The organism is Arthrobacter sp. RCC_34, from assembly GCF_041360795.1.
GTDB lineage: Bacteria > Actinomycetota > Actinomycetes > Actinomycetales > Micrococcaceae > Arthrobacter_E.
The window spans coordinates 1,856,459-1,875,155 of record NZ_JBFUPW010000001.1 but is presented as its reverse complement, the minus strand read 5'-3'; the positions used below and the strand labels follow the sequence as shown (position 1 = coordinate 1,875,155).

Below are 18,697 nucleotides of genomic sequence, written 5' to 3'. Positions count from 1 at the left end.
CGGGTATGAGCCGGCGGATCCTCGTCTTCGCCCACACGGGGCGCGAAGAGTCCCTCAAGGCTGCCCGCGAAGCCTGCCTGGAACTGACGTCGAGCGGCCTGATCCCCGTCATGAACCCTGCCGAGCGGCAGGACATGGAGGACTACTTCGGGGACCGGGACACACCCACCGAGATCCTGGGACAAGACTGCGAGCTGGACGGGATCGAGCTCGGCATGGTGCTGGGCGGTGACGGAACCATTCTGCGTGCCGCAGAGATGGTGCGGGAGATCAACATCCCTCTGCTCGGCGTCAACCTGGGCCACGTCGGCTTCCTGGCCGAAAGCGAACGGGCGGACCTGAAGGACACCGTCCGGTGGATCGCGCGCAAGGACTACGTGGTCGAGGAACGGATGACCATCGACGTCCAGGTCTGGGTCAAGGGCCAGCGCATCTGGCACACCTGGGCGCTGAACGAAGTGTCGCTGGAGAAGGGCAACCGGGAGCGCATGCTGGAGGTGGTCATGGAGGTGGATGAGCGCCCTCTGACGTCCTTCGGCTGCGACGGCGTGGTCATGGCGACCCCCACGGGTTCCACGGCGTACGCGTTCTCCGCGGGCGGCCCGGTCGTCTGGCCCGAGGTCGAGGCCCTCCTCATGGTCCCGATCAGCGCCCATGCGCTGTTCGCGAAGCCGCTCGTGGTTTCGCCGCGCTCCCGTCTGGCGGTGGAGGTGCTGACCCGCACCGACGCCCACGGGGTCATCTGGTGCGACGGCCGGCGCTCCCTGGACCTCCCGCCGGGGGCCCGTATCGAAGTCACCCGTTCGGACACGCCGGTCCGTTTGGCCCGGACTCATCAGACGCCGTTCTCCGCGCGGCTGGTGAGCAAGTTCGAACTGCCCACCAGTGGCTGGCGCGGCCCCATGCATCAGATCCATTCCGTGCCCACCGGCCAGGTCCCCATGGTGGATCAGTCCGTCCTGGACCGGTCCGTCACCGCCGGACCGGACGAACCACAGAACAGCACCCCGGTGCCCAGCCCGAAACACCTGTGATCCGTGCCGACAGGCCGGCCGCGCAGGGGAGACGAGACGAAAGCACAGCATGATTGAAGAAATCCGCATCAGGGACCTCGGTGTCATCACGGAGGCGAGGCTCCCGCTGGGCCCCGGGCTCAGCGTGGTGACCGGGGAGACCGGCGCCGGCAAGACCATGGTGGTCACCGCCGTCGGACTGCTGCTGGGCGCCCGGGCCGACGCCGGCGCGGTGCGGGTGGGCGCCAAGGCCGCCAGTGTCGAGGCCACGGCTCTGCTGCCGGAAGGTCATGCGGCCCTGGAACGGGCCGAGGAGGCAGGCGCCGAGGTCGAGACCAGCGATCAGGGCGCCGAGCTGCTCCTGGCGCGCAGCGTCAGCATGGAGGGCCGGTCGCGTGCCTACCTGGGTGGGCGTTCCGCTCCGGTGGGGGCTCTGGCCGAAGTGGGGGAGCGTCTGCTCGTGATCCACGGCCAGACGGACCAGATCCGATTGAAGAGTGCTGCCGCGCAACGGGAAGCTCTCGACAAGTTCGGCGGCCCGGCGCTCGGGAAGGCGCTGACCGCGTACCAGGACTGTTACCAGGCGTACCGCGCGGCGGAGAAGGAGCTGGCCGAGCTTCAGGCCGCGGAGCGGGAACGGCTGCGCGAGGCGGAGTCGCTGGACGCCGCCCTCACCGAGATCGACGCCGTCGCCCCCGAACCGGGGGAGGACGAGCGGCTCAAGGCCGAGTCGGTCAAGCTCGCCCACGTGGAGCAGTTGCGAATCGCGGCGGGAACCGCGCAGGGCGTCCTCAGCGGCGATGATTACTCCGAAGCCGGGGACGCGCTGCAGCTGCTCACCGTCGCGCAGCGGACCCTGGAACAGGTGTCCCAGCACGACGCCACGCTGGAGGCACTCGCGTCGCGTGTCGCCGAGACCGCCGTGGTGCTGGAGGACATCGCCTCCGAACTCGCGCATTACTCCGCCGGCCTGGAGACCGAAGGCCCCGAACATCTGGCGGCGCTGGAAGCGCGGCGTGCCGAGCTGTCCAAGCTGGTGCGGAAGTACGCCCCCAGCATCGACGAGGTCCTGGAGTGGGCCGAGACGTCCCGGGTGCGGCTGGGGGAGCTCCAGGGGGACACCGAGCGCATCGAAGCATTGCAGGCCCAGGTGGAGAGCCGGCGTGCCGAGCTGGCTCAGCTGGCGGCCGAACTCCACGAACTCCGTGTCCGGGCCGCCGGCGAGCTCGCGGAACGTGTCAGCACCGAGCTCGCCGCTCTCGCCATGCGGGACGCCCGGTTGCACGTCCAGGTCGAGGAAGCGCCCGAACCGGGCCCCCACGGCCAGGACCAGATCGCGATCCTTCTGCAGCCCCACGCCGGAGCTCCGGCGCGACCTGTCGGCAAGGGCGCTTCCGGTGGTGAGCTGTCCCGCGTCATGCTCGCCATCGAAGTGGTGCTCGCGGAAGTCGACCCGGTGCCCACGTTCGTCTTCGACGAGGTGGACGCCGGGGTGGGCGGGCGTGCCGCCGTCGAGATCGGACGGAGGCTGGCGATGCTCGCCCGTCACGTCCAGGTGCTGGTGGTGACGCACCTGCCTCAGGTGGCCGCCTTCGCCCACCAGCATGTGCGCGTGATCAAGAACAGTGTCCGGGGCGCCGACGGCGGCCTGGACAGCGGCTTCACCTCGAGCGATGTGGAAGTGCTCGACGATGACGCCCGTGTGGTGGAACTGGCCCGCATGCTCGCGGGCCAGGAGGAATCCGAATCCGCGCGTGCTCACGCGCAGGAACTTCTGGACGATGCGCGGCAGTTCACAGCATCGACCATGGCCTGAGAAAGATAAAGGGTGATAGGCTTGAACTCCGTGGTGCAGCGATCCAATTCCCGTGTAAATTCCCGCTTCCAGGACTCCGGCAAGATCACCAAACAGATCTTCGTGACCGGCGGCGTGGCTTCCTCCCTCGGCAAGGGCCTGACTGCTTCAAGTCTGGGCCACCTCCTCCGGGCTCGTGGCCTTTCGGTCACCATGCAGAAGCTCGATCCCTATCTGAATGTCGATCCTGGAACGATGAACCCGTTCCAGCACGGCGAAGTCTTCGTCACGGACGACGGCGCCGAGACCGATCTGGACATCGGACACTATGAGCGCTTCCTGGATGAGAATCTGGACGGATCCGCCAACGTGACCACCGGCCAGGTGTACTCCACCGTCATCGCCAAGGAGCGCCGCGGCGAATACCTCGGTGACACCGTGCAGGTCATCCCGCACATCACGGACGAGATCAAGCGCCGCATGCGCCTGCCCGCCGAGCCGACGGCCGGGCACGAAGTCCCTGATGTCATCATCACCGAGATCGGCGGCACCGTCGGCGACATCGAATCCCAGCCGTTCCTTGAGGCCGCACGTCAGGTGCGCCAGGACGTGGGACGAGGCAACGTCTTCTTCCTGCACGTCTCCCTGGTCCCGTACATCGGCCCGTCCCAGGAACTGAAGACCAAGCCGACGCAGCACTCCGTGGCAGCACTGCGCTCCATCGGCATCCAACCCGAGGCGATCGTGATCCGCTCCGACCGTGAGGTGCCGGATGCCATGCGCGAGAAGATCGGCCGCATGTGTGACGTGGACAGCGACGCCGTCGTCAACGCCGCGGATGCCCCCAGCATCTACGACATCCCCAAGACCCTGCACGCTCAGGGCCTGGATTCCTACATCGTGCGTGCCCTGGACCTTCCGTTCAAGGACGTGGACTGGAGCAAGTGGGACAAGCTGCTCGAAGCGGTCCACAACCCGCGCCATGAGGTCGAGGTCGCCCTGGTGGGCAAGTACATCGACCTGCCGGACGCCTACCTGTCCGTGACCGAGGCCCTGCGTGCCGGCGGTTTCGCCAACAACGCCAAGGTCAAGATCCGCTGGGTCCCCTCGGACACCTGCGAGACCGAGGCCGGCGCCAAGGCCGCACTGGCAGGCGTTGACGCCATCTGTGTTCCGGGCGGCTTCGGCATCCGTGGCCTGGAAGGCAAGCTCGGCGCGCTCAAGTTCGCCCGCGAGTCCGGTCTGCCGGCTCTGGGTCTGTGCCTGGGCCTGCAGTGCATGGTCATCGAGTACGCCCGCAACGTGGTCGGCCTGGAAGGCGCGTCCTCCTCGGAGTTCGAGCCGGATTCCAAGTACCCGGTCATCGCCACGATGGAAGAGCAGATCGACATCGTGGACGGCAAGGGCGACCTCGGCGGCACCATGCGCCTGGGCCTCTACCCGGCCGTGCTGACCGAAGGCTCCGTGGTCGCGGAGACCTACGGCGCCACCGAGGTGGGCGAACGTCACCGTCACCGCTACGAGGTGAACAACAAGTTCCGCCCGCAGATCGCCGACGCCGGCCTGGTGTTCTCCGGCACGTCCCCGGACGGCAAGCTCGTGGAGTTCGTCGAGCTTCCGCGTGAGGTCCACCCGTACTACGTGGCCACCCAGGCTCACCCGGAGTTGAGCTCCCGTCCGACCCGCCCGCACCCGCTCTTCGCGGGTCTGGTGCAGGCCGCTCTGGTCCACTCCGGTGCGCTGGAGACCGCCGCCAAGTAAAGCGGCCACCTCAGCAGGGATTCCGTGAAGGGCGGGTGGCCCGGTCAGACCGACCGGGCCACCCGCCCTTCGTCATGTCCGGCTGAAGCACTTGTTAATCCAACGACTGGAATATTAGGCTGGGGCCATGAGTCAGCCTCACGTTCCCGTAACCCGGCCCGCCATCCCCGCCGGGCGCGATCTCACCCTGGACCTCGCCCGGGTGGCCTGTGTCCTGGTGGTCGTCTTCGTGCATCTCGTCCTCGTGGGGGTGGGGCGCAACCCGGACGGCTCGCCGCTCATCGACAGCCCGGTGACCGGATCGCGCTGGGTGGCCCCGGTGTCCTGGGTCGCGGAGATCATGCCGCTCTTCTTCGTGGTGGGCGGTTTCGCTGCCAAGACCGGGTGGGAGTCCGCACAGGCCCGGGGAGAAAGCCCAGGCCGTTTCGTCCGCTCCCGTCTGGCGCGCCTGGCCCGCCCCGCGCTCCCGCTCTACTGCTTCCTCGCCGTGGCGCTCCTCGTGGTCAAGGTGATCGGTCTGGACCCGGCGCCCGTGAGTGCGGTGGAGATCCCCGTCGGCTCGGTCCTCTGGTTCCTGGGCGCCTACCTTCTGGTGCAGTCGCTGGCTCCGTGGATGATCCGCTGGCACGAGCGTGCCCCCTGGCTCACTCTGAGTGTGCTTCTCGCGGCGGCCCTGGTGGTGGACATCATCCGCCTGGTGGTCGGCATCTGGGCGCTGGGCCTCGGCAAGATCGACCTCAACGGCTATGGCACCGGGGACGAGCTGTTCGGCATCCCCAACGTCGCCTTTGTCTGGCTGTTCGCTCAGCAGATCGGCTTCTGCCTCAAGGACGGCTGGTTCTCCCGCCTCAGCTGGTGGCAGCTGCTCGGTGTGGTCGCGCTCGGCTTCCTCGCCATCGGCGCCCTGGTGGGTTTCGGCTCCTACTCCACGAGCATGCTCAGCAACCAGTGGCCGCCCACCACGCCGATCGCGATCTTGGCGCCCATCCAGGCCGCGCTCTTCACCCTGCTGCGCCGTCCGCTCACCGCTCTCATGCGCCAACGCTGGCTGCAGGCCGTGGTGTTCGCCGCCGGCTCACGCCTCATGACCATCTATCTGTGGCACGTCACGGCGATCGTCGTCCTCACCGGGATCCAGCTTCTTCTGCCGCTGCCCATGCCGGCCCCGGGTTCCACCGCCTGGTGGCTGACCCGCCCGCTTCTGATGGTGGCCGTCTTCGCCGTGGTCTGGGTGATCTCCCTCGGGACCTCGCGGCTTGAGCGGCCAGTGCCGGAGCCGGCCGGCAGCCGTGTCAGTCCGGCGGCGACCGTCGCCGCCGTCGTGCTCTTCGTCCTGCCGTCGATCGGCATCTCCGCTTACGGACTGGACCTGCCGCTCGCCATCGGCGCGGTGCTGTGCACGGCGGCGTCCCTCCTGCTCATCGTCCCGCGGGGGAGTGCGGAAACGCCGCGAGCGACGACGGCGGGCCGCGTCGCCGCCTGAGCCGGCTGCCCGGTGTCCCCGCTGGATCCGGTTGAGGACTTCCCGCCCCTCAATCACCGATGGCGGGCGTCGGCGCGGCTATTGTCGATAGTGGGGATGCGCCACTCGCCGTCCCCGGTGAGCGAAGGAGAAGCATGACCCAGTCACCCGGCGCCGAGCAGCACGGACACCTCGAGGGGGACACCGGCGGCCCGCTGGCCGATGCCGTTCACACCCGCCCTCTCGCGGAGCGGAAGACGGTGTTTTCCGGCCGGATCTGGGACGTCGTCTCAGACACCTTCTCCCTCGCCGACGGCGGGCCGACCATGGTGCGCGATTACGTCGACCACACCGGAGCCGTCGCGATCATTCCCGTTGACGAGAAGGGCCGGATCCTGCTCCTGAAGCAGTACCGTCACCCGGTCGGCATGGACCTGTGGGAGGTGCCCGCGGGCCTGCTGGATGTCGAGGACGAACCGCCTCTCGACGCCGCCGCCCGCGAACTGGCCGAGGAGGCGGACCTCCGCGCCGCCGAATGGCACGTGCTCGTGGACTTCTTCAACTCCCCGGGAGGCTCGTCCGAGGCTCTGCGGGTGTTCGTGGCCACCGGCCTCAGCCCGGTGCCCGAGCAGGAGCGGCATGTGCGCACGGACGAGGAGTCCGAGTTCGAATACGCCTGGGTGTCCCTCGAGGAGGCGGTCTCCGCGATTCTGGCGGGCGACATCCACAATGTGTCCACGGTGGTCGGCGTGCTGGCATTGCAGGCGGCCGTGTCCCGGAGCGGAGGGGAGCTGACGGGGGATGCACTGCGCCGAGCCGGGCTCCGTCCCGCCGAGGCCTCCTGGACCGCACATCCGCACTTCCGGTGAGCGCCCCGAGCGCCGGCCCTGAGGTGTCGCCGAGCACTGTGGCGGCCGCGAAACCGGCGACGCCGCCGACCGCCGTCGAGCGCGCCATCCGGCAGTACCTTCAGCACCTCTCCGTGGAACGCGGCCTCGCGCGCAACACTCTGCAGTCCTACGAGCGCGACCTCAATCGGTACGCCCGGTTCCTGGCCGCCGAAGGACTCCGCAAGCCCCAGGACATTGAGCGCGGCCACGTGAGCGCTTTCGCCCAGGCCCTGCACGACGGCGCGGACGGCGGCACGGCGCTCGGCGTCCGGTCGGCGGCGCGGACGATCGTCGCGGTCCGGGGCCTGCACAAATTCTGGGCTCTCGAGGGGCTCACCGTGAACGATCCCGCCCATGAGGTCCGCCCGCCCATGCCGGGCAAGCGGCTGCCGAAGGCGATCCCGTTCTCCGAGGTCGAACGCATTCTCGAAGCCGCCGTCACCGACACTCCGGCAGGACTCCGCGACGCGGCTCTGCTGGAGTTCCTGTACTCCACCGGGGCCCGGATCAGCGAGGCCGTCGGGCTGGATGTGGACGATCTGGCGCTCGCCGGTGAGGATTCCGACGGCCCGGCCTTGGTCCGGCTCTTCGGGAAAGGCTCGAAGGAGCGGGTGGTGCCCCTGGGCAGTTACGCGGCGCGCGCGCTCGAGGCGTACCTGGTGCGCGGCCGTCCGGTGCTCGCGGCGAAAGGCAAGGGGACTCCCGCCCTGTTTCTGAACGTACGGGGGAGCCGGATCAGCAGGCAGAGCGCCTGGGCGATCCTGAAGGCCGCCGCGGAACGAGCCGGCATCGAGCGCGACATCTCGCCTCACACGCTCCGGCACTCCTTCGCCACCCACCTGCTCGAGGGCGGTGCGGATGTGCGCGTGGTCCAGGAGCTCCTGGGACACGCGTCCGTCACCACCACGCAGATCTACACCCTGGTCACCGCCGACACCTTGCGCGAGGTGTACGCGGCGGCACACCCCCGAGCGCTCGGCTGACGGATCGCCGAGCGCAGCGGGTGTTCCGCAGAAAGTCGCTCAATCCTCGGACCCCGTGTCCTCGTCCATGACGATGACCAGTTTGCCGGTCGTGCGGTCCGTCTCGCCGGCTTCGTGCGCCCGGGCCGCCTCCGCGAGCGGGAACGTTCCGGCGATCGTGGCTTTCAGGGCCCCCTCGGCCGCGAGATCCGCGAACGCCTGCATCCCTGCGTGATCGGCCTCCACCAAGATGAGCTTCACGCGCACGCCGAGGCGCTCGGCCTCCTCACGCAGGCCCTTCGCAGGTCGCGGCAGGGTGGAGACGAGGATTCCTCCGGGCCGCAGCGTGCGGAGTGACCGCAGCTGGTAGTCGCCGCCGATCGTGTCGAGGACGATGTCGACGTCGCGGACGGCTTCGGCGAAGTCGGTCTCCCGGTAGTCGATGGTCTCGTCGGCGCCCAGCCCGCGCAGGAACTCATGCTTGGGAGCGCTCGCCGTGCCGATCACGTATGCGCCGCGCGCCTTCGCGATCTGGACGGCCAGGTGCCCGACACCTCCGGCTGCGGCATGGATCAGCACCCGGTCGCCGGGCGCGACGCCGGCGGTGTCGACGAGCGCCTGCCACGCCGTGAGCGCGGCGAGGGGGAGCGCACCGGCCTGGACATGGTCGATCGACGCGGGCTTGCGCACGAAGGCGCGTGTGGGGCCGACGACGTACTCGGCGTGGGACCCGACGCCGTGCGGGTAGGGCAGCATGCCGAAGACCTCGTCGCCGGGCTCGAACAGCGTGGAGCCGAGCCCCACGGCCTCGACGACGCCGGAGACGTCCCAGCCCAGCGGCACCGAAGGTTCCGGGAACCACGACTGGCCCGCACGGTGCTTCCAGTCGGTCGGGTTGATGCCCGCCGCATGGACGCGCACGAGGATCTCGCTGATCCCCGGCTTGGGGCGGGGGAGGGTGACCTCGTGGATCTCTTCGGGGCCGCCGAATCGGTCCTGGCCGGCGGCTTTCATCGTCGCGGGGGCTGCGTTCTGGTCGTCAGATGCCGTATCGCTCATGGTCCCCACCCTGGCACCCGCGGACGGTGAGGACAAGGCATGGCTTCCGTGGCGTGCCGCACACTGCTTCGGGGAGTGCGTGGCGTTGCAGGGAGCGCGCAGACGCGCGGTTACCGGCCGGCGTCGTAGTGGCTGGAGACCTGGGCCGCGGTCAGAGCGGTGGTGTAGACGGCGGCGTACTGGATCGAGCCCGTGAAGTAGGAGGGCCCGTTGTAACCGGTCCCGTCGCCGTTGGCCCAGCCGGCGAGCGTGCCGCAGCCGACCTTCCAGTACCCGTTGTAGGCCTCCCCGGTGGTGACGGCGGTGTTGGACCCGACGAGCACGCCGTCCACGTAGAGCCGCATGCCGGCCGAAGAGAGCACCGCGACCGTGTGGTGCCAGGCGCCGTCGGCGTAGCTCTTGCCCGCCGCGGTGGACAGCGTCCGCACCGCGTTGGGGTACACCCCGAAGACGATCCGGCCGGTGTTGTCCAGGTAGAGGTGGCGGTCGTTGTTGGCGTCGCCGCTGCTGTTGGTGGCGGTGCCGAAACCGATGATCTTGCCGTTGCTCGTCGACGTGGTCCGGAACCACGCCTCCAGGGAGAAGGTGTTCGGACCCGCGTTGAGCCCGGGGATCGACAGGCACTGGTTGCCGGCGAAGGAGGCCGAGACGGCGGGGGTGTCACGCGCGCAGCCGATGGACGACGTTGTCGTGGGGGTGATCAGATACGTGGCCGTGCGGCCGTTGCCGGAGAAGTCGCTTTCGCTTCGCGCCGCACCCGCCGCTAGGGCGTACGCCCCGTAAGTCGAGGCGGCGCCGAGGCTCGACTCCGCTTGCTTGCAGGTGAAGAAGGTGCGGGTGCCGGAGGTGTCGGTGCTGTTCTGCACACTGGCCGCGAAGGCGCCATGGGTGCTGAGCGAGTTCACCAGCGCGACGGCGAGTGCCGTGAGTGCCGCGATGACGGCGAGGACGATGACCCCACGACGGCGTGCCCGGGAGTCCTGGCCGCCGTCGTCCCCTTCCGGCGCGTCTCCGGCCACGGCGGGCCGGATCAGAAGAGCTGCCAGCAGGGGGACGAGGCAGACGATGATCACGAGCGCCTGCTGCCACCACTCAAGGGCCGGCAGAGGATTGACGACGTAGTGGCCCGAAGCGTTCGTGGTCGTCACTTGGGTCACAGCGTCCTGCCCGCTGCTGAGCCGCCGGGAACCGGCGCTCATGGGGAAGAGCCCGGTGTTGACCACGTGCATGAGCACGCCGTCGCGGGAGTCGGCAGGCCGGTACCCGAGCATCTGCATATTGGTCCACGGGCGGAGCCACAGCGAGATCGCAGCGACGACGAGTGAGCCCCCGCCGAGTCTGACGCTCTGCTTCCAGACGGGGTTGTCCCGGCGGGTGCGCGCGAGCACCTCGACGATCAGGCCGCCGATGAGCAGCCAGGGGAGGGCACGCGCGGCCCAGCCGAGACCGCGGCTGCTCCAGACGACGGAGCCCACGACGTCGTCGGTGGGCACACGCCAGCCGTCGACCGCGCCGTTCAGATCGCCTTTCGTGGTCAGCCGCTGGGGCGTCTCGGCGATGATCCGGTGCGTGTAGACGCGGTTCTCCACGCGGAACGTCGCGATCTCGCCGACGTCGTACGCCGGCTGCGGATGAACGACCACCAGGGAGCCGACGGGCAGCGTCGTGCCCATGCTGGGCGTGGTGACGGCGAAGACGCGGTACCCGCTCAGGAGGAACACGGCGACGCCGACGACAAACAGAATCCCGGCCCCCGCCCCCCAGAGGGCGAGAGCCGGGCGTCTGGGAACCAAAATGCTCAAAGGATAGACCTCAGGAGGAGAACGTCCAGGTCAGCGGCTGGCTCAGCTGCAGGCCGGAGTAGGTGTTGCCCGTGGCCGCGGGGACCGTCACGGCGAACGTGAAGGGGACCGTGGTTCCGGCCGGAACGGAGGAAGCCGCGGTCTTCGCCAGGATGTCCACCGGTGCGTTGAAGGCGGCCAGGGTGCCGCTGTAGATCGTGCTGGAGCCGGAGGTCACCACGAGGGTCACCTTGGAGCAAAGGTCGGTGGCCGTGCCGTTGACCGGGCCGTTGTTGCTCTGCGCGCAGGCGGCCGGGCTGAGGTTGAAGGCCGACGCCGGGACGGTGCCGGTGTTCTTGATGGTGATCTGCGTCGAGACGGTCTGGCCGGGCACCATGGCCAGGTTGCCGCCGTACTTGTTGATCGTCGCGCAGGTCGCGGTGTTGGTGGAGATCGAGCCGCCGTCCGTGCTGTTGCACAGGATGGTGCCGGCCTGGTTCGCCTCCTGCATCGACAGGCTGCCGAGGCCGGCGGTGTCGGTGCTGTTGGTGATCGAGGCGGTGAACGCGGCCAGGGTCGGCGACATGCTGAGGGCCAGCGCGACCGAGCCGACGGCGCCGGCGATCACGAGGGGCAGGCTCCGCCGCAGACGGCTCTTTCGGGCAGGGGTGATCGAATCAGACTTCAAGGTTTCCTCCAAGAAACGGGCGGCATTCCGTGCGGCCCTTCAATGAACCCGCGGTGCGCTGCGGCGGTGTCGCCCGGCACGGCAAAAGTTCTCACAATACTCGTGTGAACTATAAGGGCATGTCAGCTATTTCTGCCAATCATCAAAGGTGGCCTAACATTGCGGGCGGATCCGACAGGATGCTGCATGGAATACCGAAAAGTCTTTGTTATCCGATTTGTTCGGATGAGGGCTTGTGGGGGCGAGGCGCGGACGGCCTTTTCTGTCATCCCATTCTGTTTCCGTCGAAGGTATTCGGAGCGCTCTTGCGGCGTAACCGTCCAGGTCACCGGCCTGCGACAAGACCGGTCACGACAGGGCTTGCAGCCGCCGGATGTTTTGTCTTTCTGATGGAGATTTCCGATGCTGTTCCGCGTGTTCCGGGTCCGGCGGAGGCTGCTGAGGATTACCGGGTGGGAGGCTGAGGGTCGGATTTCAGGGAAACGGCCTCGGGGAATTCGTGATTCTCACACCAGGGAACTCTCGGATGCGCCGTTGCGCACGTCTGATGAATGATCCACCGGAACTGCTCCGGGTTGTGGAGGTGCGCACAGTGAGGCATTGGTGTTCGTGGGCCTCCGTGCCGCTGACGGTGCCTAAGCAACAGGAATTGCGATGGCTTGTCCGAGAACGAACAAGCCGTCGAATTCTCATGCGGAGTAATTCGTCTGACGCTTCCACGCGGAAGGCGGGTCGAATTCGTCGTCCCACGGCATCGGAAGATAGGAGCAGCATTCCGGCCGGCCCGGTCCGGGCCACGGCTCTCCGAATGATCGTCGACAGGCACACACCTGCGGCGTGTTCGGGTTCCGTATCACCCGGAATCGGGGAGGGCGCAGCCGCGCGGCGTAATCCAGCGTCGCTCCGGGCAAGACGCCCCGCGCCCGTGGGGACACGAGGAGCCACGCCCCAGGGCGGCCGTAACGCTCTGCTCCGGTGACTGCAGGGGACTCCTGGTCCACCACGCTGAACGCATAGACCGAACCGCAGCACCCGCCGTCTTCGGCGTCGATCATGACGGCGCCGCCAAGTGCCGTGATCTGCTCGATCGCTGCCGGAGTCACCGTGAACGGTGGGAAAGTGGTGTTCGTCATGAGGAAAGTTCTACCTCTCGGCGCTGACATTCCACCGCCGACCGTCCGGGCCGCGCGGCCAGCGCTTCCTCAGGCTTCGCCGTCGGGGATCCACGCGCCGTCCCGGTGCACGAGATTCTGTGCGAGCGGCAGCTGATGGGACGGGCTCTCGAGAATGTGCATGAGGTACCCCGCGGTGTTGACGAACACGGCGATGTCTCCCCGCGCCACGCCTTCAGGGAAAACCAGCCGCCTGCGGAGGATGAGCTCCTCCTCGATGCAGTACGCGCCCACCAGGAACGCCTCGCCCGGTGCGGACGGTGCTCCGGATCCCGAGGGGCGCAGCCAACGCGGATCGATCAGGACATCGGCCGACGTCGAGCGCATCTGCGTCCGGTTCATCTGCAGCCCGACGAGCGGCACGCCGTCGCTGGTCGTTTTGCGGAAGGCGACCTCAGCGAGGGTCATGCCGCATCCGTCGAGCACGGAGCGCCCCGGTTCGCAGCGCAGCTGAAGCCCCCGTGACGTCAGGAGCTCTGCCGGGGTGGTCCCGTCGACCGGGGTGCTCAGGAGTGCGGACAGCCAGACTCCCCGGGTCTCCCGCTGCCAGTACGGATAGAGGGCGCCGGACGGGCGGTCCAGCGTGGGGTCGGAGAGTCCGAGACGGTCGCCGCGCCAGGTCAGCACCCTGCCGGTGTCCGCGTCGAGCGCCTGCCAGAAAGCCCGCCACGACTCCTCGTCCTCGAGGTAACTCATGGGGATCCCGCCGCCCATGTCGATGTACCCGATCGGGTGTCCCGCCGCCCGGAGCCGGTCCACGAGCACGCACGCCTCGGCCAGCGCCAGGACACGGTGGTCTCGGTCGTAACCGTTGAGGTGGAAGTGGAGTCCTTCGATGTCCAGGAGTTCGCCGTGGTCCTTCAAGAAGGCGAGCCAGGAGTCCGCCGTGAGTCCGAATCGGGTCGGTGGAACGCCGGGGCGCGTCACGGCCAGGCGAAGGGCGACGCGGGCCCGGACCCCCAGTTCCGCCGCGATGGCCCCGACGTCGGCTGTCTCATCGGGGTTGTCGAGGCTCACGGCGACTCCGGAACTGACCGCCAAGGTCAGAAGTGCGGTGTCCTTCACCGCCGCGGTCACGATGATCCGTCCGGCGTCGACACCCCTCTCGAGGCACTGCTGCAGCTCGGCGAAGGACGCGACGTCGAGGCCCGCCCCGGCGTCGACGGCGGCGGGGATGAGGGAGAGCGCCTTATTGGCCTTCCGCGCGACGAACACCGCGATGTCGACCCCGTGCTCCGCACCCGCGCGCGTCAGCTCGCCGATATTGCGGCCGAGCGGGCCGAAGTCGAGCAGGTTCAGTGCCGATCCGTGAGCGGCCAGCAGGGCCGCGCACTGGTCCGGATCGGCGAGCAGCCGTTCCATCCAGGGTTCGGTCCGGCCGGTCAATGGCGGGAGTCCGTGGCACAGGGGCGTCATCGTGAGTTCCGTTCGTGATCGGGGAAGGGGAGTGTGGCGATGGGGGTCCGGGCTCCGAGGATCCATTCCGCGACCGCCCGGGACCAGCGTTCGCTGTCCTGATGGAGGGTCCTGTTGAGCGTGTCGTGACCGATCACCGGGTCCTCGGTCGGCCGGCCGAAGGCGGCGAGGCCGAGGGACGGCTGGCCGGATCGCGTCACGCACACGCCATCCGGGCGGGTGAACACGCCGCGCTCGCCGAGGCGGACCGTCACGTCCCCACGGGACAGCAGGGAGGCCCAGAGGTCATCGTGGGCCGGGGCAGGGCCGAGCGAGTCTGCTGGTCGAGTGAGGACGCCGGGGCCGGCCGTGACCGCGCGGACCGTGGTGACGGGGGAGCCGGAGACGCCGAGGCCTGGGGAGGCCGTGTCTCTGCGAACCTGCAGGAGGCCCGCCCGGTGCAGGGCCTGCAGTTTTGCGACGGTGGCCGGTGGAGGGCCGAACGCCCATTTCTCCAGGCGCGCCGCCCGGCGTCGCCAGCGGTCCCAGAGCTCAGGAGTCCGCGCGCTGCGCTCCAACGACCGCACGACGTCCCGGTAACCGGCGGACCAGGCGCGGCCCCACCACCAGGCGGGGTCGCCGTCGAGCATTCCGTGCGCTCGTGCCAGGCCGTGCGCCCACTGGTCCGCTGCGGGACCGCCCTGCGTCCCATGATCCAGGTGGTCCAGCAGCCCGGACGCGTCGAGGCCGAGCCCGTCGGTCCTTGCCGCGGCGGCCGCCCCTCGGCGAGCGTCATCCACCACGCGTCGTCCGGCTCACCGCCCGTGGGCAATGCCGACGTCACGCTGTGGACGGCGTCGAGGACCTGACGCTGGTCGGTTGCCGGTTTGGGCAGCATCATCTCCCCGGAACGGGAGCTCAGCGTGATCAGTCGCGGCTCCGCGCACGACGCGATGTACTCCAGTTCGTTCCCGGGGGTCCGGCGCCATGCGCCGCCGCGGCCTTCCGTCACGTCCAGCACGACGTCGATCGCCGTGAGTGCGGCGCCGGTCACGGTCAGCGGAGCAGACACATCGGTGCCCTCCCCGGCGGCGACGCGCCGGTGATCCACGCCGCCGGCGTCGGCGTGCCCGGTGCAGAGCACGACGACGGGCGCCCGCCAGGAAGCGGGCCCGTCGGCGGTGCGGGCGGTGGCGAGCCAGTAGTCCCCGTCGCGCGTCACCTCGCTTACGCGCCCCGCACTGTGCAGGAGGTCGAGACGAGGCGAGGCTGCGAGCCGCTCATACGCCCAGCCGAGGTACCGGCCCACGTGGGCCCGAGGCGGGAAGGTCTCGCCGGCCGTTCCGGGGAAGAGCCGCTGTTCCCACGCACGGAAGGACTCCGGGACGGAGGGGCAGCTGAGGTCCACGATCCGGGCGTCCACGTTCATCCGGAGGTGTGCGGGCTGCTCCGGATCCCAGACCGCTCCCGGGCCGGGCCGCGCCGGATCGCACAGGGTGATCCGCAGGGGGCGCGGTTGCGGGCCGAGCTCGGCCAGGCGTGTGTCCAGCTCGGCGACCGCCGCCAGCGCCTTGGGGCCGGCCCCGATGAACAGCACGTCGCACCAGGCCGCGCCGTGGGTGGTGAGGGGCGCCGTCATTGAGTGCTGAACGGGTTCGCCCGCTCCAGGGCGGCCTCGATCGCGTCGACGTCACCCAGGTTTCCCGCCACCCACTCGTCGTCGTACACGGTCGGCAGGTATGGCAGCCCGCCGTCGTGGACGAGCATGCCCACCGTGGTTCCGGCGTCCAGCGACTCGAGGTCCTGGCCGATGGCGGCGACGATCGCGCCCGTCGACGCTCCGGAGAGGATGCCCTCGCGGCGCGCGAGCATGCGGCAGCCCGTCACCATGTCCAGCTCTGCGATGCGGCGCACCGCCGCCGGGCGTGTCTGCTGGGACAGCTCTGTCACGAACCCGGCACCCAGGCCGGGCAGGCGGCGTTCGCCGCGCTCGCCGTCGAACAGCACCGACCCCGCGGCGTCCACCGCGACCAGGACGGTCGGCCACCCCGCCCGTTCGATGGCCCGCTGGCATCCGAGCAGCGTGCCTGTGGTGCTCACTGCCACGTACATCCGGTCCGGTGGTGCGCCGAGGGCGGCGACGAACTCGGGCATGGTGGTGAGATCGTGGGCGCGGGCGTTGTCGGCGTTGCCGTACTGATTCGTGGTGACCGCCCCAGGGATCTCCTTCAGCAGTTCGGCGACCTTGAGGACCCGGGCACGCAGGCGGTTGCCGTCCTCGGGAGTCGGCACGCGCACCACACGCGCTCCGTAGGCCTGCATGGCCTGCAGCGCCGCGACGTTGGCGAACTCATCGACGACGGCGACCATCCGGACACCGAGCAGCGCACACTGGCGGGCCAGGGCGCTGCCGAGGTTCCCTGAGGTGGATTCGACGACGGTGCCGCCCGGGGTGAGTTCGCCTCGTTCGATCAGCCCGGCGAGCAGGGACGCCGCGGTGCGTTCCTTGGTGCTGCCGGAAACCTGCAGGAGGTCCAGCTTTGCGACCACCTGCACCGTGGACCGCTCGCCGAAGAGACGGTCCAGGGAGGTGATGGGCGAGGGGATGAACGCATCGTGCAGGCGGACGGTCGCGGGTCCGGGTTCCGGCATCCGGAAGGGCCCGGGATGGTCGTCCTCGAACGGTGCACGAAGGTTCGCACCCCACTCAGGTGCGGCGAATTCAGGCTCTTCTTGCTGCGAGGTCGTGTATCCGTGTAGTCCGATGTGACTGTTCATCAAACCCTCTCCGGCTCCTGATCGAGAAGCCTGGCTGTGATCGGGAAAGCCTGGTCATTCGACCCTATCGCGCCGCTCAGCGGAGGATAACCCCCCACCTGCCGGTCCCGCCGTGGGCCGGACGGGAAAAGGAGTCCGAGGGGAATGCCCGGGAATTGGACGGGCGTTATGGTCTCCCCGACGGTGATCCCGTGCCGAGGAATTCTTCGGGCGGTCGAAGGGGGCGGCCGGGCCTACACGCCGTCCTGGGCGATGAGGTCCAGGAGTCCAGGGAAGCGTTCCTCGATGTCCTCGCGGCGCAGCGTGACGCCACGCATGTTGCCGCGATCGACCTGGCGCACGAGACCCGCCTCGCGAAGCACCCGGAAGTGGTGGGTGCGGGTCGACTTCGTGACGGGCAGGCCGAAGCTGGTGCACGTCCGTTCGATTCCGGGCTCGCTGTGCAGCAGCTCGTGAATCACCTGCCGGCGCAGCGGGTCGCTCAGTGCGCTGAGGACCTGACCCAGCTCGATCTCCGCCGTTTCGGGATGGCCTTCCGCGTCCGCCATGTCCTCGCCTCCTGAAGGTTCTACTTGCATCATACCTTTGGTGATGGGCATCATAGGTTCGTCATAGCTCGTACCTTCGTTCAAAGGCGTACCTTCATGACCGTCCGTGAAGACTCACAACCGACCACGACCGCGCCGCACCGCGCGATGCTCCCCGTCATCCTGCTGGCGCAATTCGTCATCCCGCTGTCCATCGCCGGGACCGCTGTGGGCCTTCCCGCGATCTCGATCGAACTGGGCGCCGAACCCGTGCTCCTCCAGGGAGTCGTGAACGGCTTCAACATCGCCTTCGCAGTGTGCACGCTCGTGTGGGGAGCGATCGCGGATCGCATCGGCTCCGGGCGTGCGTTCTTCTTCGGCGTGCTGGCGGTGGTTCTCGGCTCGATCCTCAGCGCGGCGAGTCCGTCCCTCCTGGTCCTCGACGTCGCGCGCGTCCTCGCGGGCATAGGCTCGGCCGCGGTCATCACAGGCGCGACGGCGACGATCCACTCGGCATTCGAAGGACCCTCCCGAGCCAGGGCCTTCGCCGCGTTCGGCATGGTGAACGGCCTGGGGCTGGCGGCCGGACCCAGCCTGTCGGGCGTCCTGATCGGCCTGCTGGGCTGGCGTGCCGTCTTCGTCGTCCACGCTGTCGTGCTCCTCGCTGCGCTGGCGGGCAGTAGCGCGCTGCGCCGTCTGCCCCGTAGAGCGCCCGCCTCCGGAAGCCCGCTGTTCGACGTCGGGTTGCTGCGCAATCCCGGATTCCTCGCGATGGTGCTGATCCCGGTGGCGGGGGCGGTCGGGTTCGTGACGTTCCTGACCTATCTGCCCGCGGCGCTGCAGGCGATCCACGGCTTCACGGCCGGTGGCGCGGGATCCCTGATGCTCGTGATGACTCTTCCGGTGCTGCTCGCCCCGCCACTGGTCCACCGGGTCATGGCCAGGCATCCACGAATCGACGCCGGAACGGTCAGTCTGGCGGCATTGGTGTGCCTCGTGCTGGCGGCGGCCGGGTTCTTCGCGTTGCGTCCCGAGGTGCCGGTGTGGTGGGCGGTGCCGCCCATGATCCTGGCCGGTGCCGGGTTCGGCCTGCCGCTCGGCGTCGTCGACGGGAGCGCGCTGAGCTTCGTGCCGGCCGAGCGGAGCGGGACGGCGGCGGGGCTCCTGAACTTCTTCCGCATCGGGAGTGAGGCCCTGTTCGTCGCCCTGTACGCCGTGGTCCTCACCGTGGCGGTGCGGGCCCAGCCGGGTACGACGGGGATCGCGGATCAGGTCGCGGCGGGGCAGCCGGGTCACGGCGATGTGTACACGCAGGCGCTGACCCCGGTCCTGTGGGGGATCGGAGTGGTGGTGATTCTGCTCGGGGTGAGCTTCGTGGGCCTCTACCGCCGGGCCGTCGGACGGCGGTAGCCAC

The 18,697-nt window shown here is 69.1% G+C and carries 15 protein-coding genes and 1 pseudogene; 7 read left to right on the top strand and 9 right to left on the bottom strand.

The genetic code is table 11. The features are described 5' to 3' along the window. The first annotated feature begins 5 nt into the window (after positions 1-5). From AB6732_RS08725 to xerD, 6 genes are all read left to right on the top strand, one after another. Positions 6-1,034, top strand: a complete 1,029-nt coding sequence (locus tag AB6732_RS08725) for an NAD kinase (RefSeq protein WP_370959553.1) — start codon at positions 6-8, stop codon at positions 1,032-1,034. Between the two features lie 49 nt (positions 1,035-1,083). Next, positions 1,084-2,829 carry a DNA repair protein RecN gene (recN, locus tag AB6732_RS08720; protein WP_370959552.1) on the top strand — a complete coding sequence of 582 codons (1,746 nt, stop codon included), beginning with the start codon at positions 1,084-1,086 and terminating at the stop codon, positions 2,827-2,829. A 12-nt stretch (positions 2,830-2,841) separates the two neighbouring features. Continuing rightward, the gene (locus tag AB6732_RS08715; protein ID WP_370959551.1) at positions 2,842-4,569 is read left to right on the top strand and encodes a CTP synthase; all 1,728 of its coding nucleotides are present in this window, start codon (positions 2,842-2,844) and stop codon (positions 4,567-4,569) included. Positions 4,570-4,696: 127 nt separating this feature from the next. Continuing rightward, positions 4,697-6,052, top strand: a complete 1,356-nt coding sequence (locus tag AB6732_RS08710) for an acyltransferase (protein WP_370959550.1) — start codon at positions 4,697-4,699, stop codon at positions 6,050-6,052. A 134-nt stretch (positions 6,053-6,186) separates the two neighbouring features. Continuing rightward, the gene (locus AB6732_RS08705; protein WP_370959549.1) at positions 6,187-6,900 is read left to right on the top strand and encodes an NUDIX domain-containing protein; all 714 of its coding nucleotides are present in this window, start codon (positions 6,187-6,189) and stop codon (positions 6,898-6,900) included. Then, complete coding sequence (gene xerD, locus AB6732_RS08700; RefSeq protein WP_370959548.1) at positions 6,897-7,904, top strand: site-specific tyrosine recombinase XerD; 1,008 nt, start codon at positions 6,897-6,899, stop codon at positions 7,902-7,904. Before AB6732_RS08705 ends, xerD begins: the two co-directional genes overlap by 4 nt. Positions 7,905-7,943: 39 nt before the next feature. Here the strand turns inward: xerD and AB6732_RS08695 are convergent, their stop codons facing one another. The 9 genes and pseudogenes from AB6732_RS08695 to AB6732_RS08655 form a co-directional block, all read right to left on the bottom strand. After that, positions 7,944-8,942 carry an NADP-dependent oxidoreductase gene (locus AB6732_RS08695; protein WP_370959547.1) on the bottom strand — a complete coding sequence of 333 codons (999 nt, stop codon included), beginning with the start codon at positions 8,940-8,942 and terminating at the stop codon, positions 7,944-7,946. 110 nt (positions 8,943-9,052) lie between these two features. Then, positions 9,053-10,744: a LamG-like jellyroll fold domain-containing protein gene (locus AB6732_RS08690; RefSeq protein ID WP_370959546.1), complete on the bottom strand. Its 1,692-nt coding sequence runs from the start codon at positions 10,742-10,744 to the stop codon at positions 9,053-9,055. Between the two features lie 10 nt (positions 10,745-10,754). Continuing rightward, on the bottom strand, positions 10,755-11,411 hold the full coding sequence (locus tag AB6732_RS08685; RefSeq protein WP_370959545.1) for a hypothetical protein: 657 nt from the start codon (positions 11,409-11,411) through the stop codon (positions 10,755-10,757). A 689-nt stretch (positions 11,412-12,100) separates the two neighbouring features. After that, entirely contained in the window at positions 12,101-12,544 is a 444-nt protein-coding gene (locus tag AB6732_RS08680; protein ID WP_370959544.1) for a HesB/IscA family protein, read from the bottom strand. A 69-nt stretch (positions 12,545-12,613) separates the two neighbouring features. Beyond that, positions 12,614-13,969: a Y4yA family PLP-dependent enzyme gene (locus tag AB6732_RS08675; RefSeq protein ID WP_370959543.1), complete on the bottom strand. Its 1,356-nt coding sequence runs from the start codon at positions 13,967-13,969 to the stop codon at positions 12,614-12,616. Positions 13,970-13,995: 26 nt separating this feature from the next. Next, positions 13,996-14,781 carry a hypothetical protein gene (locus tag AB6732_RS08670; RefSeq protein WP_370959625.1) on the bottom strand — a complete coding sequence of 262 codons (786 nt, stop codon included), beginning with the start codon at positions 14,779-14,781 and terminating at the stop codon, positions 13,996-13,998. A 335-nt stretch (positions 14,782-15,116) separates the two neighbouring features. Then, positions 15,117-15,617: pseudogene (locus tag AB6732_RS08665) on the bottom strand (FAD/NAD(P)-binding protein); the annotation flags it as partial. Continuing rightward, the gene (locus tag AB6732_RS08660; RefSeq protein WP_370959542.1) at positions 15,614-16,630 is read right to left on the bottom strand and encodes a pyridoxal-phosphate dependent enzyme; all 1,017 of its coding nucleotides are present in this window, start codon (positions 16,628-16,630) and stop codon (positions 15,614-15,616) included. The pseudogene AB6732_RS08665 and the gene AB6732_RS08660, both read right to left, overlap by 4 nt. A gap of 359 nt (positions 16,631-16,989) precedes the next feature. After that, the gene (locus AB6732_RS08655) at positions 16,990-17,304 is read right to left on the bottom strand and encodes an ArsR/SmtB family transcription factor (RefSeq protein ID WP_370959541.1); all 315 of its coding nucleotides are present in this window, start codon (positions 17,302-17,304) and stop codon (positions 16,990-16,992) included. A 96-nt stretch (positions 17,305-17,400) separates the two neighbouring features. Here AB6732_RS08655 and AB6732_RS08650 point away from each other — a divergent pair, with 96 nt between their 5' ends. After that, on the top strand, positions 17,401-18,693 hold the full coding sequence (locus tag AB6732_RS08650; RefSeq protein ID WP_370959540.1) for an MFS transporter: 1,293 nt from the start codon (positions 17,401-17,403) through the stop codon (positions 18,691-18,693). Positions 18,694-18,697 lie beyond the last annotated feature (4 nt).